This window comes from Ancylobacter polymorphus, assembly GCF_030813495.1.
GTDB classification, from domain to species: domain Bacteria; phylum Pseudomonadota; class Alphaproteobacteria; order Rhizobiales; family Xanthobacteraceae; genus Ancylobacter; species Ancylobacter polymorphus.
Genome location: NZ_JAUSUI010000002.1, coordinates 485,986 through 508,476, shown reverse-complemented (window position 1 = coordinate 508,476; position 22,491 = coordinate 485,986). Strand labels below are relative to the sequence as shown.

Annotated in this window: 23 protein-coding genes; 7 read left to right on the top strand and 16 right to left on the bottom strand. The window is 68.6% G+C overall.

Translation table 11 applies throughout. From position 1 onward, the window contains the following. Nucleotide 1: 1 nt before the first annotated feature. A complete protein-coding gene (locus tag J2S75_RS06615) occupies nt 2-931 on the bottom strand; it encodes a histone deacetylase family protein (RefSeq protein WP_307019008.1) in 930 nt (309 codons plus the stop codon). A gap of 247 nt (nt 932-1,178) precedes the next feature. On the opposite strand from J2S75_RS06615, the gene J2S75_RS06610 reads away from it, so the two are divergent. From J2S75_RS06610 to J2S75_RS06600, 3 genes are all read left to right on the top strand, one after another. After that, nucleotides 1,179-2,159, top strand: a complete 981-nt coding sequence (locus J2S75_RS06610) for an L-threonylcarbamoyladenylate synthase (RefSeq protein WP_307019007.1) — start codon at nt 1,179-1,181, stop codon at nt 2,157-2,159. A gap of 181 nt (nt 2,160-2,340) precedes the next feature. Beyond that, complete coding sequence (locus J2S75_RS06605) at nt 2,341-3,615, top strand: cell wall hydrolase (RefSeq protein WP_307019006.1); 1,275 nt, start codon at nt 2,341-2,343, stop codon at nt 3,613-3,615. Nucleotides 3,616-3,924: 309 nt separating this feature from the next. Continuing rightward, complete coding sequence (locus J2S75_RS06600) at nt 3,925-4,497, top strand: carbonic anhydrase (protein WP_307019005.1); 573 nt, start codon at nt 3,925-3,927, stop codon at nt 4,495-4,497. A gap of 367 nt (nt 4,498-4,864) precedes the next feature. On the opposite strand, the gene J2S75_RS06595 is transcribed toward J2S75_RS06600, so the two are convergent. From J2S75_RS06595 to J2S75_RS06565, 7 genes are all read right to left on the bottom strand, one after another. After that, a complete protein-coding gene (locus J2S75_RS06595; RefSeq protein WP_307019004.1) occupies nt 4,865-5,347 on the bottom strand; it encodes a F0F1 ATP synthase subunit B family protein in 483 nt (160 codons plus the stop codon). 10 nt (nt 5,348-5,357) lie between these two features. Further along, nucleotides 5,358-5,960, bottom strand: a complete 603-nt coding sequence (locus J2S75_RS06590) for a F0F1 ATP synthase subunit B (RefSeq protein WP_307019003.1) — start codon at nt 5,958-5,960, stop codon at nt 5,358-5,360. Between the two features lie 87 nt (nt 5,961-6,047). Next, nucleotides 6,048-6,275, bottom strand: a complete 228-nt coding sequence (locus tag J2S75_RS06585) for a F0F1 ATP synthase subunit C (protein ID WP_131833791.1) — start codon at nt 6,273-6,275, stop codon at nt 6,048-6,050. Nucleotides 6,276-6,340: 65 nt separating this feature from the next. Further along, complete coding sequence (locus J2S75_RS06580; RefSeq protein ID WP_244450779.1) at nt 6,341-7,090, bottom strand: F0F1 ATP synthase subunit A; 750 nt, start codon at nt 7,088-7,090, stop codon at nt 6,341-6,343. A 130-nt stretch (nt 7,091-7,220) separates the two neighbouring features. After that, complete coding sequence (locus tag J2S75_RS06575) at nt 7,221-7,607, bottom strand: AtpZ/AtpI family protein (protein ID WP_307019002.1); 387 nt, start codon at nt 7,605-7,607, stop codon at nt 7,221-7,223. A gap of 251 nt (nt 7,608-7,858) precedes the next feature. Beyond that, entirely contained in the window at nt 7,859-11,311 is a 3,453-nt protein-coding gene (gene smc, locus J2S75_RS06570) for a chromosome segregation protein SMC (RefSeq protein WP_307019001.1), read from the bottom strand. Between the two features lie 116 nt (nt 11,312-11,427). Further along, nucleotides 11,428-12,498 (bottom strand): FUSC family protein, encoded by a 1,071-nt coding sequence (locus J2S75_RS06565; protein ID WP_307019000.1) that lies wholly within the window; start codon nt 12,496-12,498, stop codon nt 11,428-11,430. A gap of 97 nt (nt 12,499-12,595) precedes the next feature. Here J2S75_RS06565 and J2S75_RS06560 point away from each other — a divergent pair, with 97 nt between their 5' ends. Beyond that, on the top strand, nt 12,596-13,771 hold the full coding sequence (locus tag J2S75_RS06560; protein WP_307018999.1) for a site-specific DNA-methyltransferase: 1,176 nt from the start codon (nt 12,596-12,598) through the stop codon (nt 13,769-13,771). Between the two features lie 73 nt (nt 13,772-13,844). On the opposite strand, the gene J2S75_RS06555 is transcribed toward J2S75_RS06560, so the two are convergent. Together J2S75_RS06555 and mutY are read right to left on the bottom strand one after the other, a co-directional pair. Next, the gene (locus tag J2S75_RS06555; protein WP_307018998.1) at nt 13,845-14,033 is read right to left on the bottom strand and encodes a CsbD family protein; all 189 of its coding nucleotides are present in this window, start codon (nt 14,031-14,033) and stop codon (nt 13,845-13,847) included. Between the two features lie 87 nt (nt 14,034-14,120). Beyond that, nucleotides 14,121-15,230 (bottom strand): A/G-specific adenine glycosylase, encoded by a 1,110-nt coding sequence (gene mutY, locus J2S75_RS06550; RefSeq protein ID WP_307018997.1) that lies wholly within the window; start codon nt 15,228-15,230, stop codon nt 14,121-14,123. A 66-nt stretch (nt 15,231-15,296) separates the two neighbouring features. Between mutY and J2S75_RS06545 the strand changes: the two genes are divergently transcribed. Continuing rightward, complete coding sequence (locus tag J2S75_RS06545) at nt 15,297-15,809, top strand: DUF721 domain-containing protein (RefSeq protein WP_307018996.1); 513 nt, start codon at nt 15,297-15,299, stop codon at nt 15,807-15,809. A 132-nt stretch (nt 15,810-15,941) separates the two neighbouring features. Beyond that, nucleotides 15,942-16,598 carry a DsbA family protein gene (locus J2S75_RS06540; protein ID WP_244379285.1) on the top strand — a complete coding sequence of 219 codons (657 nt, stop codon included), beginning with the start codon at nt 15,942-15,944 and terminating at the stop codon, nt 16,596-16,598. 103 nt (nt 16,599-16,701) lie between these two features. Here the strand turns inward: J2S75_RS06540 and J2S75_RS06535 are convergent, their stop codons facing one another. Beyond that, the gene (locus J2S75_RS06535) at nt 16,702-17,145 is read right to left on the bottom strand and encodes a VOC family protein (RefSeq protein ID WP_370874098.1); all 444 of its coding nucleotides are present in this window, start codon (nt 17,143-17,145) and stop codon (nt 16,702-16,704) included. An 80-nt stretch (nt 17,146-17,225) separates the two neighbouring features. Beyond that, the gene (locus J2S75_RS06530) at nt 17,226-18,341 is read right to left on the bottom strand and encodes a PA0069 family radical SAM protein (RefSeq protein ID WP_307019164.1); all 1,116 of its coding nucleotides are present in this window, start codon (nt 18,339-18,341) and stop codon (nt 17,226-17,228) included. Nucleotides 18,342-18,677: 336 nt separating this feature from the next. Between J2S75_RS06530 and J2S75_RS06525 the strand changes: the two genes are divergently transcribed. Continuing rightward, nucleotides 18,678-19,265: a glycosyltransferase gene (locus J2S75_RS06525; protein ID WP_307018995.1), complete on the top strand. Its 588-nt coding sequence runs from the start codon at nt 18,678-18,680 to the stop codon at nt 19,263-19,265. A 3-nt stretch (nt 19,266-19,268) separates the two neighbouring features. Here J2S75_RS06525 and moaB read toward each other — a convergent pair whose 3' ends face one another. The 4 genes from moaB to J2S75_RS06505 form a co-directional block, all read right to left on the bottom strand. Beyond that, nucleotides 19,269-19,832: a molybdenum cofactor biosynthesis protein B gene (gene moaB / locus J2S75_RS06520; protein ID WP_307018994.1), complete on the bottom strand. Its 564-nt coding sequence runs from the start codon at nt 19,830-19,832 to the stop codon at nt 19,269-19,271. An 8-nt stretch (nt 19,833-19,840) separates the two neighbouring features. Then, a complete protein-coding gene (ypfJ, locus tag J2S75_RS06515) occupies nt 19,841-20,737 on the bottom strand; it encodes a KPN_02809 family neutral zinc metallopeptidase (RefSeq protein WP_307018993.1) in 897 nt (298 codons plus the stop codon). A 103-nt stretch (nt 20,738-20,840) separates the two neighbouring features. Continuing rightward, nucleotides 20,841-21,473 carry an alpha/beta hydrolase gene (locus J2S75_RS06510; RefSeq protein ID WP_307018992.1) on the bottom strand — a complete coding sequence of 211 codons (633 nt, stop codon included), beginning with the start codon at nt 21,471-21,473 and terminating at the stop codon, nt 20,841-20,843. Nucleotides 21,474-21,533: 60 nt separating this feature from the next. Continuing rightward, entirely contained in the window at nt 21,534-22,466 is a 933-nt protein-coding gene (locus J2S75_RS06505) for a ring-cleaving dioxygenase (RefSeq protein ID WP_307018991.1), read from the bottom strand. Between the last annotated feature and the right edge of the window lie 25 nt (nt 22,467-22,491).

The window sequence follows — 22,491 nt, the reverse complement described above, 5'->3', positions numbered from 1 at the left end:
GTTAGCCGCGCATGAGCGCCATGACATGGGCAGAGGCGGAGCGCGCCAAACCTTCGAGGTCGTAGCCGCCCTCCAGCACCGAGACAATCTTGCCGCCACAATGCTTGTCGGCAATGTCCATCAGCTTCTTCGTCACCCAGGTATAATCGTCTTCCAGCAAGTTGATGTTGCCCAGCGGGTCGCGCGTATGCGCGTCGAAGCCGGCGGAGATGATGAGCAGTTCCGGACCGAAGGCCTGCAGGCGCGGCAGGATGCGGCTCTCAAAGGCTTCGCGGAAATGCACGCCATCGTCGCCGGAGCGCAGCGGGGCGTTGACAATGTTGTCGGTCGTGCCGCGCTCGCCCACCGCGCCGGTGCCGGGAAAGAGCGGCATCTGGTGGGTGGAGGCATACATCACGCTCGGATCGGAGAAGAAGATCTCCTGCGTGCCATTGCCGTGATGCACGTCGAAATCAACGATGGCGACGCGGCCGATGCCGTACACCTTCTGGGCATGGCGGGCAGCGATGGCGACATTGTTGAACAGGCAGAAGCCCATCGGGGTCCGCGTCTCGGCGTGGTGGCCGGGCGGTCGCATCGAGACGAAGGCATTGTCCACCTTTCCGGACAGAACCTCGTCGACCCCGAGCACCGCGCCGCCGACGCCGCGCCAGATCGCCTCGCCGGTGCCGGGCGACATGACCGTGTCGCCGTCGATCCGCACCATGCCTTCATCCGGCATCGCCTCTTCCAGCGCGGCGACGTAATCTTCGGGATGCACCCGCACAATGTCCTCGCGCGCGGCCACCGGCGCCTGCTCGCGCGCCAGCGTGGCGAACTGCTCGCCTTCGAACACCCGATTCAGCACGCGCACCCGATCCGGCCGCTCGGGATGACCGGAGGGCGTGAGATGGTCAAGGCAGGCGTCGTGGGCGATCAGCAGCGTGGTCATGGCGTTCCTTTGGCGTCCTTGGTCGTTCCGGCCGTTCATTGTTCAGGCCCGGCGGCTGGTGGACGATATGCCACGGCGCCGTGGGGGGCCAGCCTTGCACCTGCGGATTCCGGGCAGACCCAGCGCGCGGGAGCGAACCGGACCCGCCGTTGACCGGCCCGGCGTGACGTCCTATCGGAGCGCGCCTGAGCGGGAGATGCAAGCGGTGGACGAGAATAGCAGCGACGAAACGGAGATGACCGTGCGCATGACACGCGTCATCCCGGCGGACGCCGCCGGCATCGCCGAGGCCGCGCGCCTGCTGCGCGCCGGCGGGCTGGTGGCACTGCCGACGGAGACCGTTTACGGCCTCGCCTGCGACGCGACCGATCCCCGCGCTGTTGCAAGCCTCTATGCCGCCAAAGGGCGGCCGAGATTCAACCCGCTGATCGCCCATGTGCCGGACCTCGCGGCGGCGGGGCAGGTCGGGCTCCTTACCCCCGCAGCGGATACGCTTGCCCGCCATTTTTGGCCGGGCCCGCTGACTCTGGTCGTGCCGGCGCTGGAGGAGGCCACCTGCGCCCTTGCACGCGCCGGCCTCGCCAGCATCGCCCTGCGGGTGCCGGCACACCCGGTCGCGCAGGCGGTGCTGGCGGCCGCCGGCCGCCCCATCGCCGCCCCCAGCGCCAACCGCTCCGGCCATGTGTCTCCCACCACGGCGGCACATGTTTATGCCGATCTCGACGGACGTATCGATCTGATTCTTGACGCCGGCCCCTGCTCGGTCGGGGTCGAATCCACCATTCTCGACTGCACCGGCGAGAGCCCTGTGATGCTGCGGCCCGGCGGCCTGCCGCGCGAGGCGATTGAAGCGGCGCTCGGCAGCCCCCTCGCCGACCGTGCTGCCGAGGCTGCGGCCCATGACGACGCGCCGCTCGCCCCCGGCATGCTGGCCTCGCATTATGCCCCTTCCGTGCCGGTGCGGCTGGACGCGCAGGAGGTGCTGCCGGGCGAAGCCGTGCTCACGTTCGCCGGCGCCCGCCCCGCGGGTAGCGAAAGGGCGGCCGTGGTGCGCGATCTCAGCCCGGCCGGAGACCTGGTGGAGGCGGCGGCCAACCTCTTCGCCTTCCTGCGCGATCTCGACCGTGTAGGCGCACGCGGCATCGCGGTGGTGCCTCTGCCCGGCCATGGACTCGGGGAGGCGATCGCCGACCGCCTGCGCCGCGCGGCCGCCCCCCGCCACAGCTGACCGCCACACGCCTGCGTTTCCCAAAGCGTCATTAACGGTCGGGCAAGGTTAATGCGCGACAACTGAGACGCCGGACGCACCCGCCCTTGCCTGTGGCAAAGCGGGCACGCGGAGGCTTCCGACGGGTCGAGTGGCGTTAAGGCGGCGGGCGGACATGCGGTTCTCAGCGCGCGTTCACAGGATGGGGGTTACCGGTGCGTGCGCGCTGGCCCTCTTCGTCGTCGGCGCGACGAGCATCGGCCGTCAGGATATATTGAGCCGACTAACTCACCAGCCCGGCGTTGCCGAACGCGCCCGCATTTCGGTCCTCGGCGAGCCCGTGCGGCTGCTGAAGGCCTCCACCTTCGCCTGGCCGAGCCGCTCCGCCCTGCTGGCCCCTACCGAGATCGCTTCCCCGCCGCAGGCGGCACTTGCCATCGACATCAACCGGGCCCGCAAAGCCGACCGGCTGGCGCTCACGCCAATGGCGCCGCTCGATGTCGATCCGCTCGCGGTCTCCGGCGTGGCCACGCCGGCGAGCCTCGCCGGGGCCGGCACCGCAACGCCCTCCGAAGGCGCCGGCTTCACCGCTACCGGCACCAGCATCGGCACAGAGCCAGCCGGATTTGCCGGCACCGGCACCGATCCACTCGACGCCGATGACGCCGGCCCGCTGGCGTCGTCCGATGACGAGGAATTCTACGCCGTACCGGCCGGCGACCCCACGGGCGATCCCGCCCAGCTGGAACAGCACGCCGCGCTCCTCGGCGCCGTGGACGAAGGAACAGTGTCGCTGCCCTCTGATGGTGCGGTCGCCGCTGCGCTCGACGGCCCTGCGCCGGTTTCATCTTCGGCCGATGAGGCCGACCCGGCGCTGCCGCTTTACCGCCAGAGAGCCTTCATCTTCGGCCTCACGGAGAATGCCCTGCCGCCGCAGCCCTTCCTGCACATGACCGCGCTGCCCGGCGGCGACGCCGGCACCACCGAGGCGCAGAAAGCGGAGGACAAGCTCGCGCGTAACATGCTCGGACCGACGCCGGCCGAACGGCTCGGTCTCGCTGGCAAACGCCGGGTGCGGGCGGAGAAATGTCTGGCCGAAGCGGTCTATTTTGAGAGTCGGGGCGAGCCCTATCGTGGCCAGGTGGCGGTGGCGCAGGTGGTGATGAACCGCGTCTTCTCCGGCTATTATCCCGCCGACATCTGCCGGGCCGTCTACCAGAACGCCCATCGTCGTTTCGCCTGTCAGTTCACCTTCGCCTGCGACAATGTCCGCGACGTGGTCACCGAGCCGGCGCTGTGGGATCAGGCGAAAGAAATCGCCAGCGACATGCTGGAAGGCCGAGTCTGGGACGAGAAGGTGGGGCGCGCCACGCACTACCATGCGCGCTCGGTGCGGCCGAACTGGATCCGCGAGATGCGCAAGCTTGATCGCATTGGCGAGCACACTTTCTACCGCCCCCGGCGGTGGACCAGCTGAGTCGCCACTCTGCGCGGAAGTCAGCCTAGGGGAAGCCTCGCCGCGCATCTTGGCCGCTACGGCGGCGTGACCTGACGAGTTGGGATCGGCACCGCCGTCCGCGCCAACCCTCAGTCGCGCCGCGTCCTGCAGGGCCGGCGTCAAGGACGCCATCCCATGTGCCAAGAATGTCGGACCCGGTCCCCCCTCTCGCGCCGAACGTTCCTGTGGGGCGCAACCTCCATCGCTCTCTCCGCCAGCGCCTTGTCTTGGGCGGGCCAGGCTGCCGCCACGATCACCCCCTCGACTGCACCATCGCCCGATCAGGTGATGAAGGATCTGGCGGCCGGCAATGCCCGCCATGTGCGCGGCGTGCAGACCTGTACGGATTTCCTCGCCAACCGCGCCGCACTGGCCGAGGGCCAGCATCCGGTCGCTATCGTGCTCGCCTGCGCCGATTCGCGCGTCGCCCCCGAATATGTGTTCGACCAGGCGCCGGGCCGGCTGTTCATCATCCGCGTCGCCGGCAATTTCGTCGATGAGGAGGGCCTCGCCAGCATGGAGTATGCGGTCGAGCATCTTGGCGTGCCGGTCATCGTCGTGCTCGGCCACTCGAGCTGCGGAGCTCTCACCGCCGCGGTAGCCGTCGAGCAGAAGCACGAAACCCTTCCCGGTCATCTTCCGGCGCTGGTCGAGCATCTAGGCGTACCGGTCCGTACCGCCCTTGCCGCGGCTCCTGCCGACCCCGTGGCCGCCGCTATACGGCAGAACGTCGTCTATTCAATGGAGCGGCTGGCGAAGGAGCGCTCGTTGGTTTCCAGCGCCGTGTCGGAGGGCAAGGTGCGAATAGCGGGTGGCGTTTACGATCTCGCCACGGGCGACGTCGCCTTTATGGGCAGCTGACATGCGAGGCAGCGCAGTCCCAGCGGCAGCGCCGCCCGCCAGGCCGATCATTCACCGCAGGTGGCGCATTGCGCGATCACGGCCTGACCGAGTCGGCGCGCCAGAAGCGCCGCCTCTTCGCGGGTCTCGACGCCGTGCCAGCGTGCGTTGGGATCCGGCGCGCTAGCCTTTAGGCCGCGCCCATTATTGCACATGCAGCAGTTCCGGCGATGGACACGGACATAGCTATGTGTCCGGTTCTCATAGACCCAAAAATCGGCCATCGCTCAATCCAGCATCCAATCGCAGTGGCAACATAGCACCATTCTCGCGACAAGAAAAAGCCCGGCGCGAAACCGGGCTTTCCCTATTCAACAGCCTCGAAAGCCTAGTTGAGCTTCGACTTCACCTCGGCCACCGCAGCGTCGAGAACCCGGTCGGCGTCGCGGCCAGTGAGCTGCGCGGCCAGCAGGATTTCCGAAGCCTTAACCGCCGCGTCGGCGGCGGCGGCCTTCACTTCGGCAAGCGCCTGCGCCTCGGCCTGAGCGATCTTCTGCTCCGCCATCTTGGTGCGGCGAAGGATCAGATCTTCGAGCTTCTGCTTGGCCTCGGAAGCGAGACGCTCGGCCTCGGCCTTGGCCGTGGTGACGATCGCCTCGGCTTCTTCCTCGGCCTCGCGCTGGCGCCGCTTATACTCGGCGACGAGCTTCTGCGCCTCTTCCTTCAGCCGGCGCGCCTCTTCGAGTTCGTGGCGAATGCGATCGCCGCGGGAATCGAGCTTGGCGGCTATGCCGGAGAAGGCACCCGCCCGGGCGAGCAGGAGGAAGAAGATGACGAAGGCGACGGCGACCCAGAAAGTATCGCTACCCATGGTGCGCTCCTCAGCCCTTTATGGCGGTGTCGACCGCCTCCTCGACCGCGCTCGGCGCGGGCGTGGTGCCGATCAGCGTGTTGACGATGGCGCCGGCCGCGTCGACCGCGATGCCGCGGACATTGGCCATAGCCGAGGTCTTGGTGGCGGCGATCTGCACTTCGGCGGCGGCGAGCTTGACGTTCAGCTCGGCTTCCAGCGCCTTGCGGCGCGCTTCGGCATCGGCCGCCAACCTGTCGCGGGTCTCCGTGGCAATGCCATGGGCCTTGTTGCGGGCGCTGGCCAGCGCCTTCTCATAGGCTTCGGCCGCCGCTTCGCTTTCCGCCTTCAGCTTGCCGGCTTCCTCGATATCGTCGGCGATGCGGTCATGCCGCTCTTCGAGAATCGTGGCGATGCGCGGCAGGGCGATGCGGCTCATCAGCAGGTAGAGCGCGGCAAACGCAATCACCAGCCAGAGGAGCTGCGAAGGAAAGGTGTGAACGTCGAAGGGAGGGAAGTTGCTACCGTGTGCTTCTGCTGCGGGCACGGCAATCTCCACACCACTCGCGGCCGGCTGTGTGCCGGGCGACGCCTGGGCGACAATGATAGCGGCCGGACCGTTGGGCTCGGACATGGGTTCAGACTTCCTCGATCAGGGCTGATGACGTCTCGTCCCGCCCGCGCGGAGCCCGCTGAGGCCCGCGCAGGTGGGGGAGAAGCATCAGACCACGAAGAGGAGGACGAGGGCGACGACGAGCGAGAAGATGCCCAGACCTTCGGCGAGCGCCGCACCGATGAAGGCGCGGGCGAACTGGCCGTCAGCCGCCGACGGGTTGCGAAGGGCGCCCGAGAGGAAATTGCCGAAAATGGTGCCGACGCCGATGGCGGCGAGACCCATGCCGAGCGTGGCGAGACCGGCGCCGAGGAACTTGGCGGCTTCCGCTTCCATGATCTTCTCCTGTTGGAATAGTCAGATTGGTTGAAAGGCTGGATGGGTGTCCCGCGACGCGCGGCTCAGTGACCGGGGTGCAGCGCGTCGTTGAGATAGATGCAGGTCAGCACCGCGAACACATAGGCCTGCAGGGCGGCGACCAGAAATTCGAGAGCCGTCAGCGCCACCACCATGAAGAGCGGCAGCACGGCGCCGAACCAGCCGACCACGCCGGAGGCCGTCATCATCACGATGAAGCCGGCGAACACCTTCATCGCGATGTGGCCGGCGAGCATGTTGGCGAAGAGACGCAGCGAAAGGCTGATAGGCCGGGAGAGGAAGGAAATGACCTCGATCACGACCATGAAGGGCAGCAGGAAAGCCGGCACGCCCGACGGCACGAAGAGATGCAGGAAATGAGTGCCGTGACGTACGAAGCCGTAGATGATGACCGTCAGGATGACGAGCAGCGCGAGGGCGGCGGTGACGATCAGATGGCTGGTGACGGTGAAGGCATAGGGGATCATACCGACCATGTTGGCGGTCAGCACGAAGATGAAGAGCGAGAAGACGAGGGGGAAGAACTTCATCCCCTCATTGCCGGCCGAGCCGCGCACGGTGGAGGCCACGAACTCATAGGAGAGTTCCGCCATCGACTGCAGCCGGCCGGGAACCAGCGTGCGGCCGCGGGTGGCGAAGGTGAGGAAGAAAAACACCAGCGCCACGATGCCGAACATGAAGGCGGCGGAATTGGTAAAGGCGAGCTCGACGCCGCCAGGCTGCCCCAATTCCACGATCTTGTGGATCTGGAACTGATGGATCGGATCGATCACGTTGCCGCTGGCCATCGCCGGTCGCTGCCCTCAACACGCGGCGCCATGGGCGCCCGCCCCCATCTCAAGCACCGCCGAGGCGGCACCGTCTTGTTCTTTGGCGCCCGGCACAGGCCGTCACCGAGATCTCTCAGGCGCCACCTTGCGGCGGACCCTTGCGGCCGAACTCTCCGGCCGCGCGCATCATGTTCACAATGCCCGCGCCGAAGCCGAGCAGAATGAAGACAATCATTCCCCACGGCGCGACGCCGAGGAAACGATCGATCGCCCAGCCCAGACCGGCGCCGACCAGCACACCCGCGACGAATTCGGCACCGAGCCGAAACGCCAGCGCCATGCCGGCCGAAGAGGATGCCCTGTCCGCACCGGCGGAAGCCTTCTTTTCGGCTTGCCGCTCGGCCTGCACCTTGTCCAGCGCACTGCCCAGCCCGCGCAACCGGCCGGATAGCTCAGCGTCGGAAACATCCGGCTGCCCCGAGTCGCCATGGCCGTCCGTCTTGTCTCGGTCGTCCATCATCCGCACTCAAGCCTGACCGGAGAAGGATTTCCCGACCCCGAAGACGGGCGCACCATAGTGTTCGCCCCTAGGGGTGTCAAGGATGTGATCGCATCTTTTAAGTCATTGCAAAACAATGACAAAAGCAAAGTGTGGACGCTCTGTCGCAGGCGTTTCGATCGCTTCCCGCACCAAGGGAAGGGGGCAGCCATGTTTTTGGCATGCCAGCTGTGCATCCGAAATTACCCGTACCCGAGCCGCGTATGGCGCGATCAACTCGCCTCAAGGAAGCGCTCTGCGGTCGCAAGGTCGACGGAGACCAGCTTGGAGACCCCGCGCTCGGCCATGGTGACGCCGAACAGCCGGTTCATCCGGCTCATGGTGATGGGGTTGTGGGTGATGGTGACGAAGCGCGTCTCGGTGAGGCGGCGCATCTCGTCGAGCAAATTGCAGAAGCGCTCGACGTTGGAATCGTCGAGTGGCGCATCTACCTCGTCCAGCACGCAAATCGGCGCAGGATTGGTGAGGAACACGGCGAAGATCAGCGCCATCGCGGTCAGCGCCTGTTCGCCGCCGGACAACAGCGAGAGCGATTGCGGCTTCTTGCCAGGCGGCTTGGCAATGATGTCGAGGCCAGCTTCCAGCGGATCGTCCGAATCGGTGAGCACCAGTTGCGCCTCGCCGCCGCCGAAAAGCGTGGTGAAGAGTTGGCGGAAATGCCCGTCGACGACATTGAAACTGGCCTGCAGCCGCTCGCGCGCCTCGCGGTTGAGGCTGTAAATGCCCTGGCGCAGCCGCTTTATCGCTTCGGTGAGATCGTCGCGCTCGCCGGTGAGGCCCTTCTGCTGGGTCTCGATCTCGGCCAGTTCCTCTTCGGCGCGCAGATTCACCGCGCCGAGCCGCTCGCGGTCGGCCCTCAACCGGCCGAGTTCGGTTTCCAGCTCCGCCAGCACCGGCATCGGGCTATCGGGTGCGAAGCCGGCGATCTCGCGGGCGGTCTCAGGCGGGCCGTCGAGCGCCTCCGCCATCTCACGCGCAAGCGCCTCCCGGCGCTGGCGCGCCGCCTCGACCCGCGCCTCGGCACGGGCGCTTTCCTCGCGCGCGGCGGCCAGCGCGTCGAGCGTGGCACGGGCGAGCTTGTCGCCCTCCACCTGCAGCGATTCGGCGCTCGCCAGCCGGTCGGCCGCCTCGCGGCGCGCCGCTTCCGCGCGGGCAATCTCGTCGAGCAGAGCGCGCCGGCGGGCGGCGAAGCGCACGGGCGCATCGTCCAGTTCCTCGCGCTCATGGGCAGCTTCCGCGAGGCGCGCCTCGAGCGCGGCAACGCGCGCGCCCGTGCCGCCGGCCCGCGCTTCCCAGGAGGCACGCTCCTGGGCGATGAGCGCGAGGCGCCGCAGACGCTGGTCACGCTCGCGCACCAGCGCATCCGCGCGCACGCGCGTTTCCGCCAGCACCGCGCGGTCCTGAGCGACGCGGGCGCGAATCTCCGCCAGTTGCGCCTCGCCTTGCGCCGGTGGAGGCTGGTCGGCCATATCGGCGCGCGCTTCCTCCAGCGCTATCGCGGCAATCTCGCGCTCTTCCTGCAGCCGCGCCAGATTGGTACCGAGCGCGGCGAGCCGGGCTGACTGCTCGGCGGCGGCGCGTTCGGCACGGGCAAGTTCGTCCCGTGCACCCTCCATCGCCCGCAGGCTCGCGCGGCGGGCTTCGCGGGCGGCGTTTTCGCGGGCACCGGCGGCGCGCAGCGCGGCCTCCGCCGCCTCCAGGCCGCGGCGATGCCGCGTCACTTCAAGACGGGCGCCTTCAAGCTGCGCTTCGATATCGGCGAGGCGATTGCGCTCCGCCAGCCGCCGGGCTGCGGCGGTGGGCGCGTCGGCGGCGGCAACGAGGCCGTCCCAGCGCCACAGGTCGCCCTCGCGGGAGACGAGGCGTTGTCCGGCCTTTAGCTGGACGGCGAGGCGCGGGCCGTCATTGCGATCGACCACGCCGATCTGGCCCAGCCGGCGGGCGAGCACCTTGGGTGCGACCACATGGTCGGCAAGCGGCTCGGCGCCCTCGGGCAGCGGCGCGTCGCCGAGGGGGGCGACCAGAGTCCAGTGCACCGGCGCCTCGCTGTCGGAGGGTGCATCGAGATCATCGCCGAGCGCGGCGCCAAGCGCGGCCTCATAGCCCCGTGCCACCTCGATGAAGTCGAGCACCGGCGACCAACGCCGCGGCGTGCCGACATCCAGCAGCTTGGCGAGGGTGCGCGCTTCCGTATCAAGCCGTTGGGCCGCCCGTTCCGCCTCTGTGAGCGGACGGCGGGCCTGGTCGAGCGCGGCGCGGGCCACCGCATGGGCGTTCTCGGCCTCCTGCGCCGCCGCCTCGGCGGCTGCGAAGGCGTCCTGCGCCGCTTCGGCACGCTCGCGACGCTCGTCGAGGCGGGCGGCATCGACATGGGATTCCAGCTGCCGCTTCTGGCCCGCCAGCACGTCTACATCGCGGTCGAGCCGCGACAGGCGCTCGCCTGCCTCGCGCAGCGCGCGTTCCATCGCCCCGCGCCGCGCGGTCGCTTCAGCATTGGCAGCCGTCGCATCGGCAAAGGCGCGCTCGGATTCCGCAAGACGCGCCACCGCCTCGCCATTGCGGGCCAGCGCCTCGTCTTCCAGCTGCGCCGCCTGCTCCTGGGCGATGGCGAGTTCCTCGGCCTCCTGGGCGAGGCGCTCCAGCATCTCGCCCGCGTCCTGTTCCAGTGCCCGCTCGCGCTCCATGTCGCCGCCGAGTTGAGCGAGGCGGCGGTCCAATTCCTCCCGGCGGGCTCCGGCCCGCGCTTCTTCACGGTCGAGTTCGCCACGGGCAAGGGTCAGCCGCTGAAGCGCGGCGGCGGCCGCCGCATCGGCCTCGCGCAGAGCGGGAATGCCGTGCGCGGCCACGGCGGCGGCGCGGGCGGCTTCGCCCTGCTGCACGGTCCGGGCGGCAACTTCGCGCACGGCGAGATCAAGCGCCCGGCTCGCTTCCCCGAGCCCTGCCTCCGCCTCCAGCCAGCGTAACCACAGCAGTGCGGCTTCGGCCTTGCGTATATCGGCGGAGAGCACCCGGTAGCGCGAGGCCTGCCGCGACTGGCGGCGCAGCGCGTCGAGCTGGCCGGAAATCTGGCCGATGACGTCCTCAAGCCGCGTCAGATTGGTTTCCGCCGCCCGCAGGCGCATTTCCGCCTCGTGCCGGCGCGCATGCAGGCCGGCGACGCCGGCGGCTTCTTCCAGCAGGCGGCGCCGGGCGGTGGGCTTGGCGCCGACGATTTCGCCGATCTGCCCCTGCCGTACCATGGAAGGCGAACGCGAGCCGGAAGAGGCGTCGGCGAACAGGATCTGCACGTCGCGGGCGCGCGCCTCGCGCCCGTTGATACGGTAGGAGGAACCCGCCTCGCGCTCGATGCGGCGGGAAATTTCCAGCATGTCCGCATCGTTGAACACGGCCGGGGCCGAGCGGTCGCCATTATCGACCACCAGCACCACCTCGGCGGTATTGCGCGCCGGGCGCGTGGTGGAGCCGCCGAAGATGACGTCGTCCATCCCTTCGGCACGCATCGCCTTGTAGGAGCTCTCGCCCATCACCCAGCGCATGGCCTCAACAAGATTGGACTTGCCGCAGCCATTCGGGCCCACAATGCCAGTAAGGCCGGGCTCGATCAGCATTTCGGTCGGCTCGACGAAGGTCTTGAAGCCGGTGAGACGCAGGCGGGTGAATTTCATGGGCCTAAGGTGCCGGCCGCCGGCCACAAGTTCAAGTGGCGGAGCGCGCCCGATCCACGACATGTTGCGGTTTGCTGGCTATTTCGCGCCTCGGGCCGGCGCGGCGCCCGCTGCGGTCACGCCTCCTCCCAGCCGCGCCAGCGGCGCAGGCGCGCATTGATCACCAGCGCTGCCAGTGCGAAGGCACAGCCGAGCGTGATGTCGGCCACGCGATCCCCTGCCGCGTGCATAGGCACATGCATCAATGTGCCCACCAGCTGCAGCAGCAGGATGACAAAGGCCGCCATCGCCGCCATGCCCAGCGCACCGTGCAGATTCTGCCCCGGCCAGCGCACCAGGGCGGCAAGGGTGAGCCCGACCATGAGCCCGGCGGGGGAGGTCACCAGCCCGCCATAGACAACCGCTGCCCCCGCGCCGAGCACCGTGCCCAGCACCAGATCGATCATCATGCGGCGGCTGAACTGGGTGTCGTCGCGCAGCACGATCACCACCGCGAACACCGCCCAATGCGGATGCGGCAGGCCGAGCAGCCGCCCCGTCATGAAGGCGAACGCCACGGCCAGCGCGACGATGCCGGCGAAAAGCAGCCGCTCCTGCTGCGTATCCCTGACATGGGCGAGGATCGCGGCCAGCGTCGGCGCGGTCGAGGGCCGCCACAGTCCGGTCGTCACATCCCATCCCACCGAGACCAGCCACGCATAGAGCGAGAACACGGCCACCACGCCGATATCGCCGGGCTGAAACGGCACGTCGAGCGCGGCGATTGCGGTGGCAAGACAGAAGAAACGTGCCGCGAAGGCGGCGCTCGGATGCACCGCCTCCACCAGCGCATAGAGCGCGGCGGTCACGACCAGCGCCGTCGCCGTCAACCAGACGTGGCCCGCAACGCCGCTACCAAGCGTGGCGCCAGCGAGTATCACGGCCCCGGCCACGGCGAACAGCACCGCGCGGTGACGGGCCGAGCCGCCCGTATCGAGCGTGAAGCCGAGAATGCAGGTGAGGAGGGCATAGCCGACCCAGTAGTTCTGGTGCAGCGCCAGCCCGGCCGCCATCGGCGCCATGACCGTCACGGTGAAGCGCAGCGAGCGGCCGAGCAGGCGGTCGCCATGCCAGCGCTGCGGGGTCGCGCCGATGGGATGCGAGGCCGTCGCCGCGGATGCCCCGGCGCCCGGCTTCGATGAATGCACTTTTGGCGGCATCGCTTTACCCGGTCTTTACCCTGTCCGGCGGAGATTGTGGATACACGAGTTCCGTTGCGTCCTGTACGAGTAGGGTAGAGCGTTCATGAAGGTCGTTCGCAACGGGGAGGCCCAAAGGGCTCCCCGATCCGGCATTGCCCGTTCCGCTGGCCTGCCCTCCCAGCTGCCCCTCGACAGCATCATCCGCGGCGATTGCGTCGCCGCTTTGTCGCGGCTTCCCGCCGCGTCGGTCGATCTCGTCTTCGCCGATCCACCCTATAATCTCCAGCTTCAGGGCGAACTGAAGCGGCCCGACGACAGTCGGGTCGACGCAGTCGACGATGCCTGGGACAAGTTCGACAGTTTCGAGGCTTATGACGCCTTCACCCGCGCCTGGCTGCTGGCGGTGCGCCGGGTGCTCAAGCCCACAGGCACGCTGTGGGTGATCGGCTCCTATCACAACATCTTCCGGGTCGGGTCGCTGCTGCAGGACCTCGATTTCTGGATTCTCAACGACATCGTCTGGCGCAAGACCAACCCGATGCCGAATTTCCGCGGCCGGCGCTTCACCAATGCGCATGAGACGCTGATCTGGGCGGCCCGAGAGCCGGGCGCCAAGGGCTACACGTTCAATTACGAGGCGCTGAAGGCGGCCAATGAGGATGTGCAGATGCGCTCCGACTGGCTGTTCCCGATCTGCTCGGGCCATGAGCGGCTGAAGGATGAGACCGGGCACAAGGTTCATCCGACGCAGAAGCCGGAGGCGCTGCTCGCCCGCGTCATCCTCTCCGCGTCCAAGCCGGGCGATGTGGTGCTCGATCCCTTCCTCGGCTCGGGCACGACGGCGGCGGTAGCCAAGCGGCTGGGCCGGCATTTCGTCGGCATCGAGCGCGATTCCACCTATGCCGACGCCGCGCAGGCGCGAATCGACGCGGTGGAGCCGCTGCCCGATCTCGCTCTGGTGCCGGCACCGACGGCGCGCGAGGCGCCGCGCATCGCTTTCAACGCGCTGGTGGAACGGGGCCTGCTGGCCCCCGGCACGCTGCTGACCGACGCCAAGGCGAAGGTCCGCGCGCTGGTACGGGCCGACGGCACGCTGTCGCTGGAGACGGCGCCGGGGCTGGGGCAGATCGGCTCCATCCACCGTGCCGGTGCGATTGCGCAGGGCATCGAGGCCTGCAATGGCTGGACCTATTGGCACATCGCCACCCGCGAAGGGCTGCGCCCCATCGATTCGCTGCGCGCGGTCGTCCGCTCGGAAATGGCAATGGCGGCGGAATAGGCGGCTCTTCCCATCCTGGACACAAACAAAAAGGCCGCCCATCCGGGCGGCCTTGGCATTAAAGGTGTGCGGTTCAGAGATTGCCGGCCTTCTTCACCGATTCCTTGATCTCGCCCTTGGCCTGCTGGGCCTCACCCTTAAGTTCCTGCACCTTGCCTTCGGCCTGAAGACGCTCGGAGCCGGTCGCCTTGCCGACGCCCTGCTTCACATTGCCCATGGCCTCGTTGCCCATCCCCTTGGTCTTGTCCATCGTGCTACCCATGGTCGTCATCTCCTGTTTTGATCCGCTCGTGCGGCTTGCAGGAACAACGATCCCGGAGCGCAAAGGTTCATTCACACCGGCGTAATCCTATCTCGCCGGCGCCGGTGTCGAGCCGGCATGGGCCAGAATCTTGCGCATGACCGACGGAAACGCCTCGGCATCGAAACCCTGCGGCGCGACCCAGCGATGGCCCGCCGGCGCGGGCTGGCCGGCCGGCAGGTCCGCCCGCCAGAGTTGCAGTTCCAGCGCGAAATGGCTGAACACATGGGTGACGGTGGCGTTGAGCGCCGTCCACGACGCCTTGACCGGAGCATGCGCCGCGGGAAGGGCGACGCCGCCGGGCTCCCAAGGCGTCGACGGCACCTCGCTCATCCCGCCCAGCAGGCCTTTCGGCGGCCGCGAGCGCACCAGCACAGCACCATCCGCCCGCACGGCGAGGAAGGCCACGCCCTGGCGGGTCGGCCGCGCGGCCTTCGCGGCTTTCACGGGATAACGCTCCGGCGCGCCGCCGGCGCGGGCGGCACAGCGGCTCTGCCACGGGCAAAGTGCGCAGGCCGGCTTGCGCGGCGTGCAGATCGTGGCGCCGAGGTCCATCATCGCTTGGGCGAAATCGCCATGGCGCGCGGCCGGCAGCAGGCTGACCGCCAGCGGGCGCAGCCGGGCGCGCGCCTTGGGCAGCGCCTCTTCAACCGCGAAAAGGCGGGACACCACCCGCTCCCAATTGCCGTCGACCGGCGCGGCGCGGCGCTCGAAGGCAATGGCGGCAATCGCCGCCGCCGTGTAGGGGCCTATGCCCGGCAGGGCGAGAAGCGCCGCCTCCTCGGATGGGAACTGGCCGCCATGGTGCTCGACCACGGCTCTGGCGCAGGCATGAAGATTGCGGGCACGGGCATAATAGCCAAGCCCCGCCCAGGCGGAGAGCACCTCCTCCAGCGGCGCCGCCGCCAGCGCGGCGACCGTCGGCCAGCGGCGCAGGAAGTTCGCGTAGTATGGCGCGACCGTCACGACGGTGGTCTGCTGCAGCATGATCTCGGAGAGGAACACCCGGTAGGGGTCCTGCTGCGTGCCGGGCGCCGCGCGCCAGGGAAGGCGCCGACGATGCCGGTCATACCAGGCGAGCAGCGCGCCGGGATCGGGAACGGCAAGGGCAGCGGCGGACGCGGCGGCGGGGGCGGCTGGATTGGCGGCGGCGGGCATGCGATCCTCAGGCAGAACGCCCGCACCGTGGCCGCTTCGGCCGCGCCGGGCAAGACATGAGTTGAGATGGCCCCGCGCTCCCACACCCGTCCTCTCGCCGACCTGATCGACGGCGCCATTGCCGAATGCTGCCGCCGGCGCGGCCTCGCTTCGGTGGAGATCGTCACCCGCTGGGCCGATATTGTCGGCGACGCGCTGGCGGCGCGGGCGGTGCCGATCAAGCTCGCCTGGCCGTCACGACCGGACAGCGGCGAGCCCGGCGTGCTGCATATACGCGTGGAAGGCGGCTTCGCCATCGAATTGCAGCACGACGCGCCGGTCGTCATCGACCGGGTCAACCGCTATTTCGGCTGGCGCTGCATCGGCCGGCTGGCGCTGAAGCAGGGCCCGGTGCCGCGTCCGCGCCCGCGCTTCCGCTTCCAGGAGCCGGACGCGGCCGAATGCGGCGCCGCCCGGCAGCGAATCGCCGCGACCGCCGGCTCCTTCGAGGACGACGCGCTCGCCACCGCCCTCGCCCGGCTCGGCGCGCTGGTGACGCGGGAGAAGCGGGGCACGGGACGGGGCTTCACGCAGCGGTGAGGCGTGCGCCGGCACCCCCCCGTTGCCATGACGCCGCCCTGGCTGTACGCGCTAGAAGAAGGGCGCAAGGCGCGGGCCTACGCACAGACATTCAGGCCGGCGGACATGTCCGGCTGCTTCTGGAGACCGACAATGATCGACCGCCGTCGCTTCCTCGAAGGTGTTGGCACCCTCGCCCTCTCCCTTGCCGCCTTCGGTACCCTCGCCGGAAGCCTGATCGGGCGCGCGGAGGCGCAGACGGTCGACACAGCCAAACTGATGGCGCCCGGCGCCCTGCCCGACCAGGTGCTGGGCAAGGCCGACGCGCCGGTGACCATCGTCGAATATGCCTCGATGACCTGCGGTCACTGCGCGCATTTCCACGAGACGACCTACCCGGTGCTCAAGGAGAAATATATCGACACCGGCAAGGTGCGCTTCATCCTGCGCGAATTCCCGCTCGACATCGTCGCCAAGGCGGCGTTCATGCTGGCGCGCTGCGGCGGCGAGGGCAAATATTACCCGATGACCGACACGCTGTTCGAAACCCAGAAGAACTGGGCGTTCTCGAACAATCCGGCGCAGGCACTGCTTGCCATCGCCAAGCAGAGCGGCATGACCGAAGAACAGTTCAACGCCTGCCTCAACGACACCAAGCTGGCCGGCCAGATCGACGAGGTCGCCAAGCGCGGCGCCGAGCTCGGTATCGACTCGACCCCGACCTTCTTCATCAACGGCAAGAAGGTGTCGGGCGCGATGAGCCCGGAGCAGCTCGACAAGGAACTTGCCCCGCTGCTCGGCGGCAACTGAACCTCACGGGCGGTAGCCCGCCCGGCCTCTCCCGGCTCGGTGCCGCCGGAGCGACACGCCGGCCGCCCCGTCGATGCGGACCCTACATGAGCGCGCTGCCGGCTCAGTCCGGCAGAACGATGCGGCCGGCCGCATCGAAGGGAAAGCCGGGATTGTGGGCGATCTCCCAGGGGTGGCCGTCGGGGTCGGCGACATAGCCGGAATAGCCGCCCCAAAAGGTCGGCTGCGCCGGACGCAGCGGCCGCCCGCCCGCCGCCACGGCGCGGATCAGAGTCGTGTCCACCTCCGATCGGCTCGCCCGGTTGCAGGCGAGTGCGATGCCGCCGAACGCCCCGGGACGGCCTGCGACCACGCCGGCATCAGCGGCGAGTTCCACGCGGGGATAGAGCGATAGCACCACGCCGCCGGCATCGAAAAAGGCCGCCCCGGTGGCTTCCTTCACGCGTCGCACAAGGCCCAGCGCCTCATAGAAGGCGACGGCGCGCTTCAGATCCGCGACGCCCAGCGTCACCAGCGAGAGCTGCAGTGGCGGCATGACACGCGCCATGCCTTTCGGCTCGGACAACGGAACACCGTCGTCAGCCCCAGGCGCTTCCAGCACGCCCGGATTCATCCCCATATTCCCGCTCATGCGCCTTCTCCGAACAGTGACAATTGCTCGCCCTTCTGCGGCGGGCGGGTGAAATGACGGGTCGAGAGGCGCGTCGGGCGACGGTTCAGACCCAGCCTCTCCACCGCGATCTCGAAGCGGCGGGCCAGCGTCCACGCATAGGGGCCGGTGCCGGTCATGCGCTGGCCGAAGGTGGAATCATATTCCCGCCCGCCATGCAGTTCCTTCAGCAGCGACAGCACATGGCGGTAGCGGTCGGGGAAATGGGTGAGCAGCCATTCGCGGAACAGGTCGCGGATTTCCAGCGGCACACGCAACATGACATAGCCGGCTTCCGACGCGCCGGCCGCCGCCGCCGCATCGAGAATGCGCTCCATCTCGGCATCGGTGACGGCGGGTATCACCGGCGCCACCAGCACGGCGGTCGGCACGCCGGCGTCGGAAAGCCGGCGCAGCGTGTCCAGACGCCGCGACGGCGTCGCCGCGCGCGGCTCCATCAGGCGCGCCAGCTTGGGGTCGAGCGTGGTGATGGACAGCGCCACCTTCGCCAGCCCCTTCTCCGCCATCGGCCCCAGAATATCGAGGTCGCGCACCACCAGCGCCGATTTGGTGACGATACCGACGGGATGGCCGAAATCGCGCAGCACTTCGAGAATACGGCGGGTCAACCGCCACTCGCGCTCGATCGGTTGATAGCCATCGGTGTTGATGCCGAGCGCGATGGTGCGCGGCTCATAGCCGGGCTTCGACAGTTCCTTGGCCAACAGCTCCGGCGCGTCGGGCTTGGCGAACAGCTTCGTCTCGAAGTCGAGCCCGGCGGACAGGCCCTGATAGGCGTGGGTCGGCCGTGCGAAACAATAGACGCAGCCATGTTCGCAGCCGCGATAAGGGTTGATCGAGCGGTCGAACCCGACATCGGGCGAATCGTTGCGGTTGATGATGGTGCGCGGCTTCTCCACCGTCACGCTGGTGCGGAAGGCCGGCAGGTCGTCCAGTTCCTGCCAGCCATCGTCGAAGCGCTCGCGGCTGTGCGGCTCAAAGCGCCCGGCCGGATTGGAGAGCGCTCCCCGCCCGCGCCGCCGCTCACCCTCCACCAGCCAGTCAGGCATCGGCGAGGGCGCCACGGCGTCCATGTCGGACAGGCCGGTGAGGTCGCGCGCCGCCTCCGCCCGCTCCTGCGCGCGGACATCGCGGCGCTGCTGCGCCAGCCGTCCAAGATGGCGAGGAGCGGCGGGCGGCGCGGCCGGGCCGGAAGGGCGATCGGGGACGGAGCGTTGCATGTCGGGGCCTCTCGCGGAGACTGTTCTTTACGCCAGCATTGAGAACATATCAAGAACATTGACCGAATTGCGACGGCCGGACTGTACGGGCGCCGAAGCGTGGGTTAGGCAGGAAAAGCTCTTTCCCCTCAGGCTCGGGGCGCCTCCCCGGCCGTTCCCAGACCCGGATCCTTCAAGGGTGGCCACGGCGTGATCTCGGTCGTCATTCCCACAAGTGCGGGCGCCAAGCGGCTGATTCCCACCCTTTCCTCGCTGGTGCCGGGCGCTGCCGCCGGGCTGGTACGGGAGGTGCTGCTGGTCGATTCGGGCAATGCGCCGGATGTGGCGGAAATCGCCGACGCCGCCGGCTGCGAATATCTCGCCGGCCCGGCCGACACCGGCGCAAGGCTGCGCCAAGGCGCGGCGGCGGCACGCGGCTCCTGGCTGCTGTTCCTCGAACCGAGCGGCCTGTTGCAGGAAGGCTGGGCGCGCGAGGTGCGCAACTTCACTGACCAGATCGAGCGCACCGGCGCCGCCGAGCGCCGGGCGGCGACCTTCCGGCTGGCGCTGGACGGTTTCGGCATCTCGCCACGGGTGAGGGAGGCGGCGGCAATGCTGCGTCACGCGCTCACCGGGCGCGCACGCCCGGAACAGGGCCTGCTGCTGCACCGCCGTCTCTACGAGACGCTCGGCGGGCATACGCCGGGACCCAACGCCAATCGCCGCCTGCTCTCCCGCGTGGGCCGCAAGCGGCTCGTTCTGCTGCGCTCGCAGATCCTGCTGCCGGAAGAAGGCTGAAGCTTAGCCCGTCGGACCGACCGGCGCGCGCAGCTTGCCGCGCTTCAAATGCTCATCAAGGCGCGGAAGAATCTCGACGAAATTGCAGGGCTTGTGCCGGATGTCGAGCTGGTGGACCAGAATCTCGTCCCATCCGTCACGGCAGGCGCCCGGGGAGCCCGGCAGGCAGAACACATAGGTGGAATTGGCGACGCCGGCTGTGGCGCGGCTCTGCAGGGTCGAGGTGCCGATCTTGCCGAAGGAGACCATGTGGAACACGGTCGAGAAGCCTTCCATCCGTTTCTCGAACAGCGGCTCAACCGCTTCCGGCGTCACGTCGCGGCCGGTAAAGCCGGTGCCGCCGGTGGTGATGACAACATCGATGGCGGGATCGGCGATCCAGCCCGCCACCTTCGCGCGGATCGTCTCCACATCGTCCGGCACGATGGCGCGGTCGGCGAGCCGGTGACCCGCCGTCCCCACCCGCTCGGCAAGGGTGTTGCCGGAGCGGTCTTCGGCCAGCGTGCGGGTGTCGGAAATGGTGAGCACCGCGATGGCAAGCGGCACGAACGGCGTCTGGTCGGTCATCGTCTCTCTCAGATCGAGCCCTTGAAGGTGTTGCACTGCGCCAGCGAACCTTTGGCGAGGCCCTGCCGGAACCATTTCACCCGCTGGGCGGAGGTGCCATGGGTGAAGCTGTCGGGCACGACATAGCCCTGCGCCTGCTTCTGCAGCCGGTCGTCGCCAATGGCGGCGGCCGCGTTCATCGCCTCTTCGATATCGCCGTCTTCGAGAATGCGCCACTGCGCATCGGCATGATGCGCCCACAGGCCGGCGAGACAATCGGCCATAAGTTCGACCCGAACGGACAGGGCGTTGGCTTCCGACCGCGAGGCCTGGCGCTGGCGGGCCTGCACTTTTTCCAAGAGGCCGATCTGGTTCTCCACGTGATGGCCGACCTCATGGGCGATGACATAGGCGGCGGCGAAATCGCCCGGCGCGTTGAAGCGCCGCTTCAGATCCTTGAAGAAAGAGGTGTCGAGATAGACCTTCTGGTCGCGTGGGCAATAAAACGGGCCGACGGCGGCATCTGCCGCGCCGCAGGCCGAGCGCGTGGCGCCGGTGAACAGCACCATGCCGGGCTCGCGATAGGTCGCCCCCTCGCCCCTGAAGATCGGTTTCCACACATCCTCGGTCTGTGCGAGCACCACGGCGGCGAAATCGCCGAGCTTCCGGTCCTCGGCGCTGAGGCTGCGCGGGGGCGCACCCTGGCGCTGGGGAGAGGTCTGGCTGGACGGGCTGCCGTCGCCGAGCAGGATTTCAGCGCCGCCGATCAGCACGGCCGGGTTGATGCCGGTGGCCCAGGCGATGAGGCCGACAATGATCAGCCCGCCAATGCCGAGGCCTCCCCGGCCCATGCCGCCGCCACCACCAAAACCGCCTCCGCGCCGGTCCTCGACATTGCCGCTCCGGCGGAAATCCTCCCAACGCATCCTCACCTCCCGCACGGCCAGCGCCACGGCACAAGTGTGAAACACCCGTGCCGTGGCAGCAATGCGCCGGGAGGCATCCGGTTCCGCCGGGGATGGCGGGTCGTCAGGCAGCCGTTCGCGCCGGAGCCCGCAGAAAGTCGCGGGCAAGCGTCAGGTCGGCCTGGGAGAGCCCGTGACCGGCCGGGAGGGTGCGGTGGTCGAGCGCCGCGCCAGCCGTGCGCAGCTGGCCGGCGAGGCGGGCAGCGTTCTCTTCCGGCACGATCGGGTCCATCGCGCCGGAGAGCAGCAACACGCGGCGCCCGGCGAGATCGGCCGGGGGCGGCACGGCCAGGGGTACCATGGCGCGCATCAGCACCGCACCGGCCAGCACGTCCGGCTGGGTCAGCAGCAGCGCGGCGGCAATGTTGGCGCCGTTGGAAAAGCCGACCGCAACCGGCGCGGCAAGGCCATAGGCGGCGCGCGCCTCCGCGATGAAGCCGGCGAGTTCGGCGGCGCGAGCGCGCACATCGTCCTCGTCGAACACGCCCTCGCGCAGGCGGCGGAAGAAGCGCGGCATGCCGCCCTCCAGCACCTTGCCGCGCGGCGAGAGCAGCGCGGCGCCCGGCGCGATCATGCCTCCGAGCGAGACAAGGTCGTTCTCGTCGCCGCCAGTGCCGTGCAGCAGCAGAAGCGGAGCGACACCCGCCTCGCGGGCGGGCTCATAACGATGCACGAAGGAAAGCGCGGCGTCGGTCATGACGGCCTCCTCGTCAGGGATGGAAAGGGGACGCCGCCCGCCGGGGCGGCGCCACTTCGTTCAGGCGATCTCGGGCAGTACGGCCTCGATCTGGCTGCGGCGGCGCTCAAGGAAGCCCGGCAGCTTCAGCGCCTCGCCCAGGGTCGCCGCCGGCTCGTCGGCCGCGAAGCCGGGAATGTCGGTAGCGATCTCGAACAGCACATGGCCGGGCTCGCGGAAATAGACGGACCGGAAATAGTTGCGGTCCTTCTGCTCCGTAGTGGCGATGCCATGGTTCTCGTTCAGCTTCTTCACCATGGCGAACTCGGCCGCGTCGTCGGCAGCGCGGAAGGCGATGTGGTGCACCGAGCCGCCGCCCATGCGGGCGGGCAGGAAACCGCCGGCCTCGTGGATATCGACAATGCCGCCGATGTCCGTCCCTTCGGCCTTGAAGCGCACCAGCGTGCCCTCGCGGCCGATCTCCGTGAAGCCGAACACGTCGGTGAGGATCGCCCCGGTGGGGGCCGCCTCGGCCAGCAGAAGGTTCACGCTGTGAAAGCCGCGAAGGGCGTTCTCGGCGGGAACGTCGGTGCCGAGCCAGGCAGGCTCGTTCTCGGCCCCGGCGACGCCGACCAGCGCCAGACGGGTGCCGTGCGGGTCCTTGAACGCCAGAACGGTTTCGCCGAAGCGCTTCACCGGCGCGCTATGCGCCACGCCCTTCTCAACGAAGCGTTGCGTCCAGTAACCGATGGAGCCGGCGGGCACACGGAACGCGGTCTCCTGCGTCTCACCGATGCCGACGCGGCCCGGGGCGACATGATCCCAGGGGAAGAAGGTGAGGATAGTGCCGGGCGAACCGGCTTCGTCGCCATAATAGAAGTGGTAGGTGCCGGGATCGTCGAAATTGACGGTCTTCTTCACCAGCCGCAGGCCGAGCGTCTTCGTGTAGAATTCAACGTTGCGGCGCGCATTGCCGGCGATCGCCGTCACATGATGGATGCCATTGCGGTTCATGATGTTGCCCTCCTGTGAGCGCCAA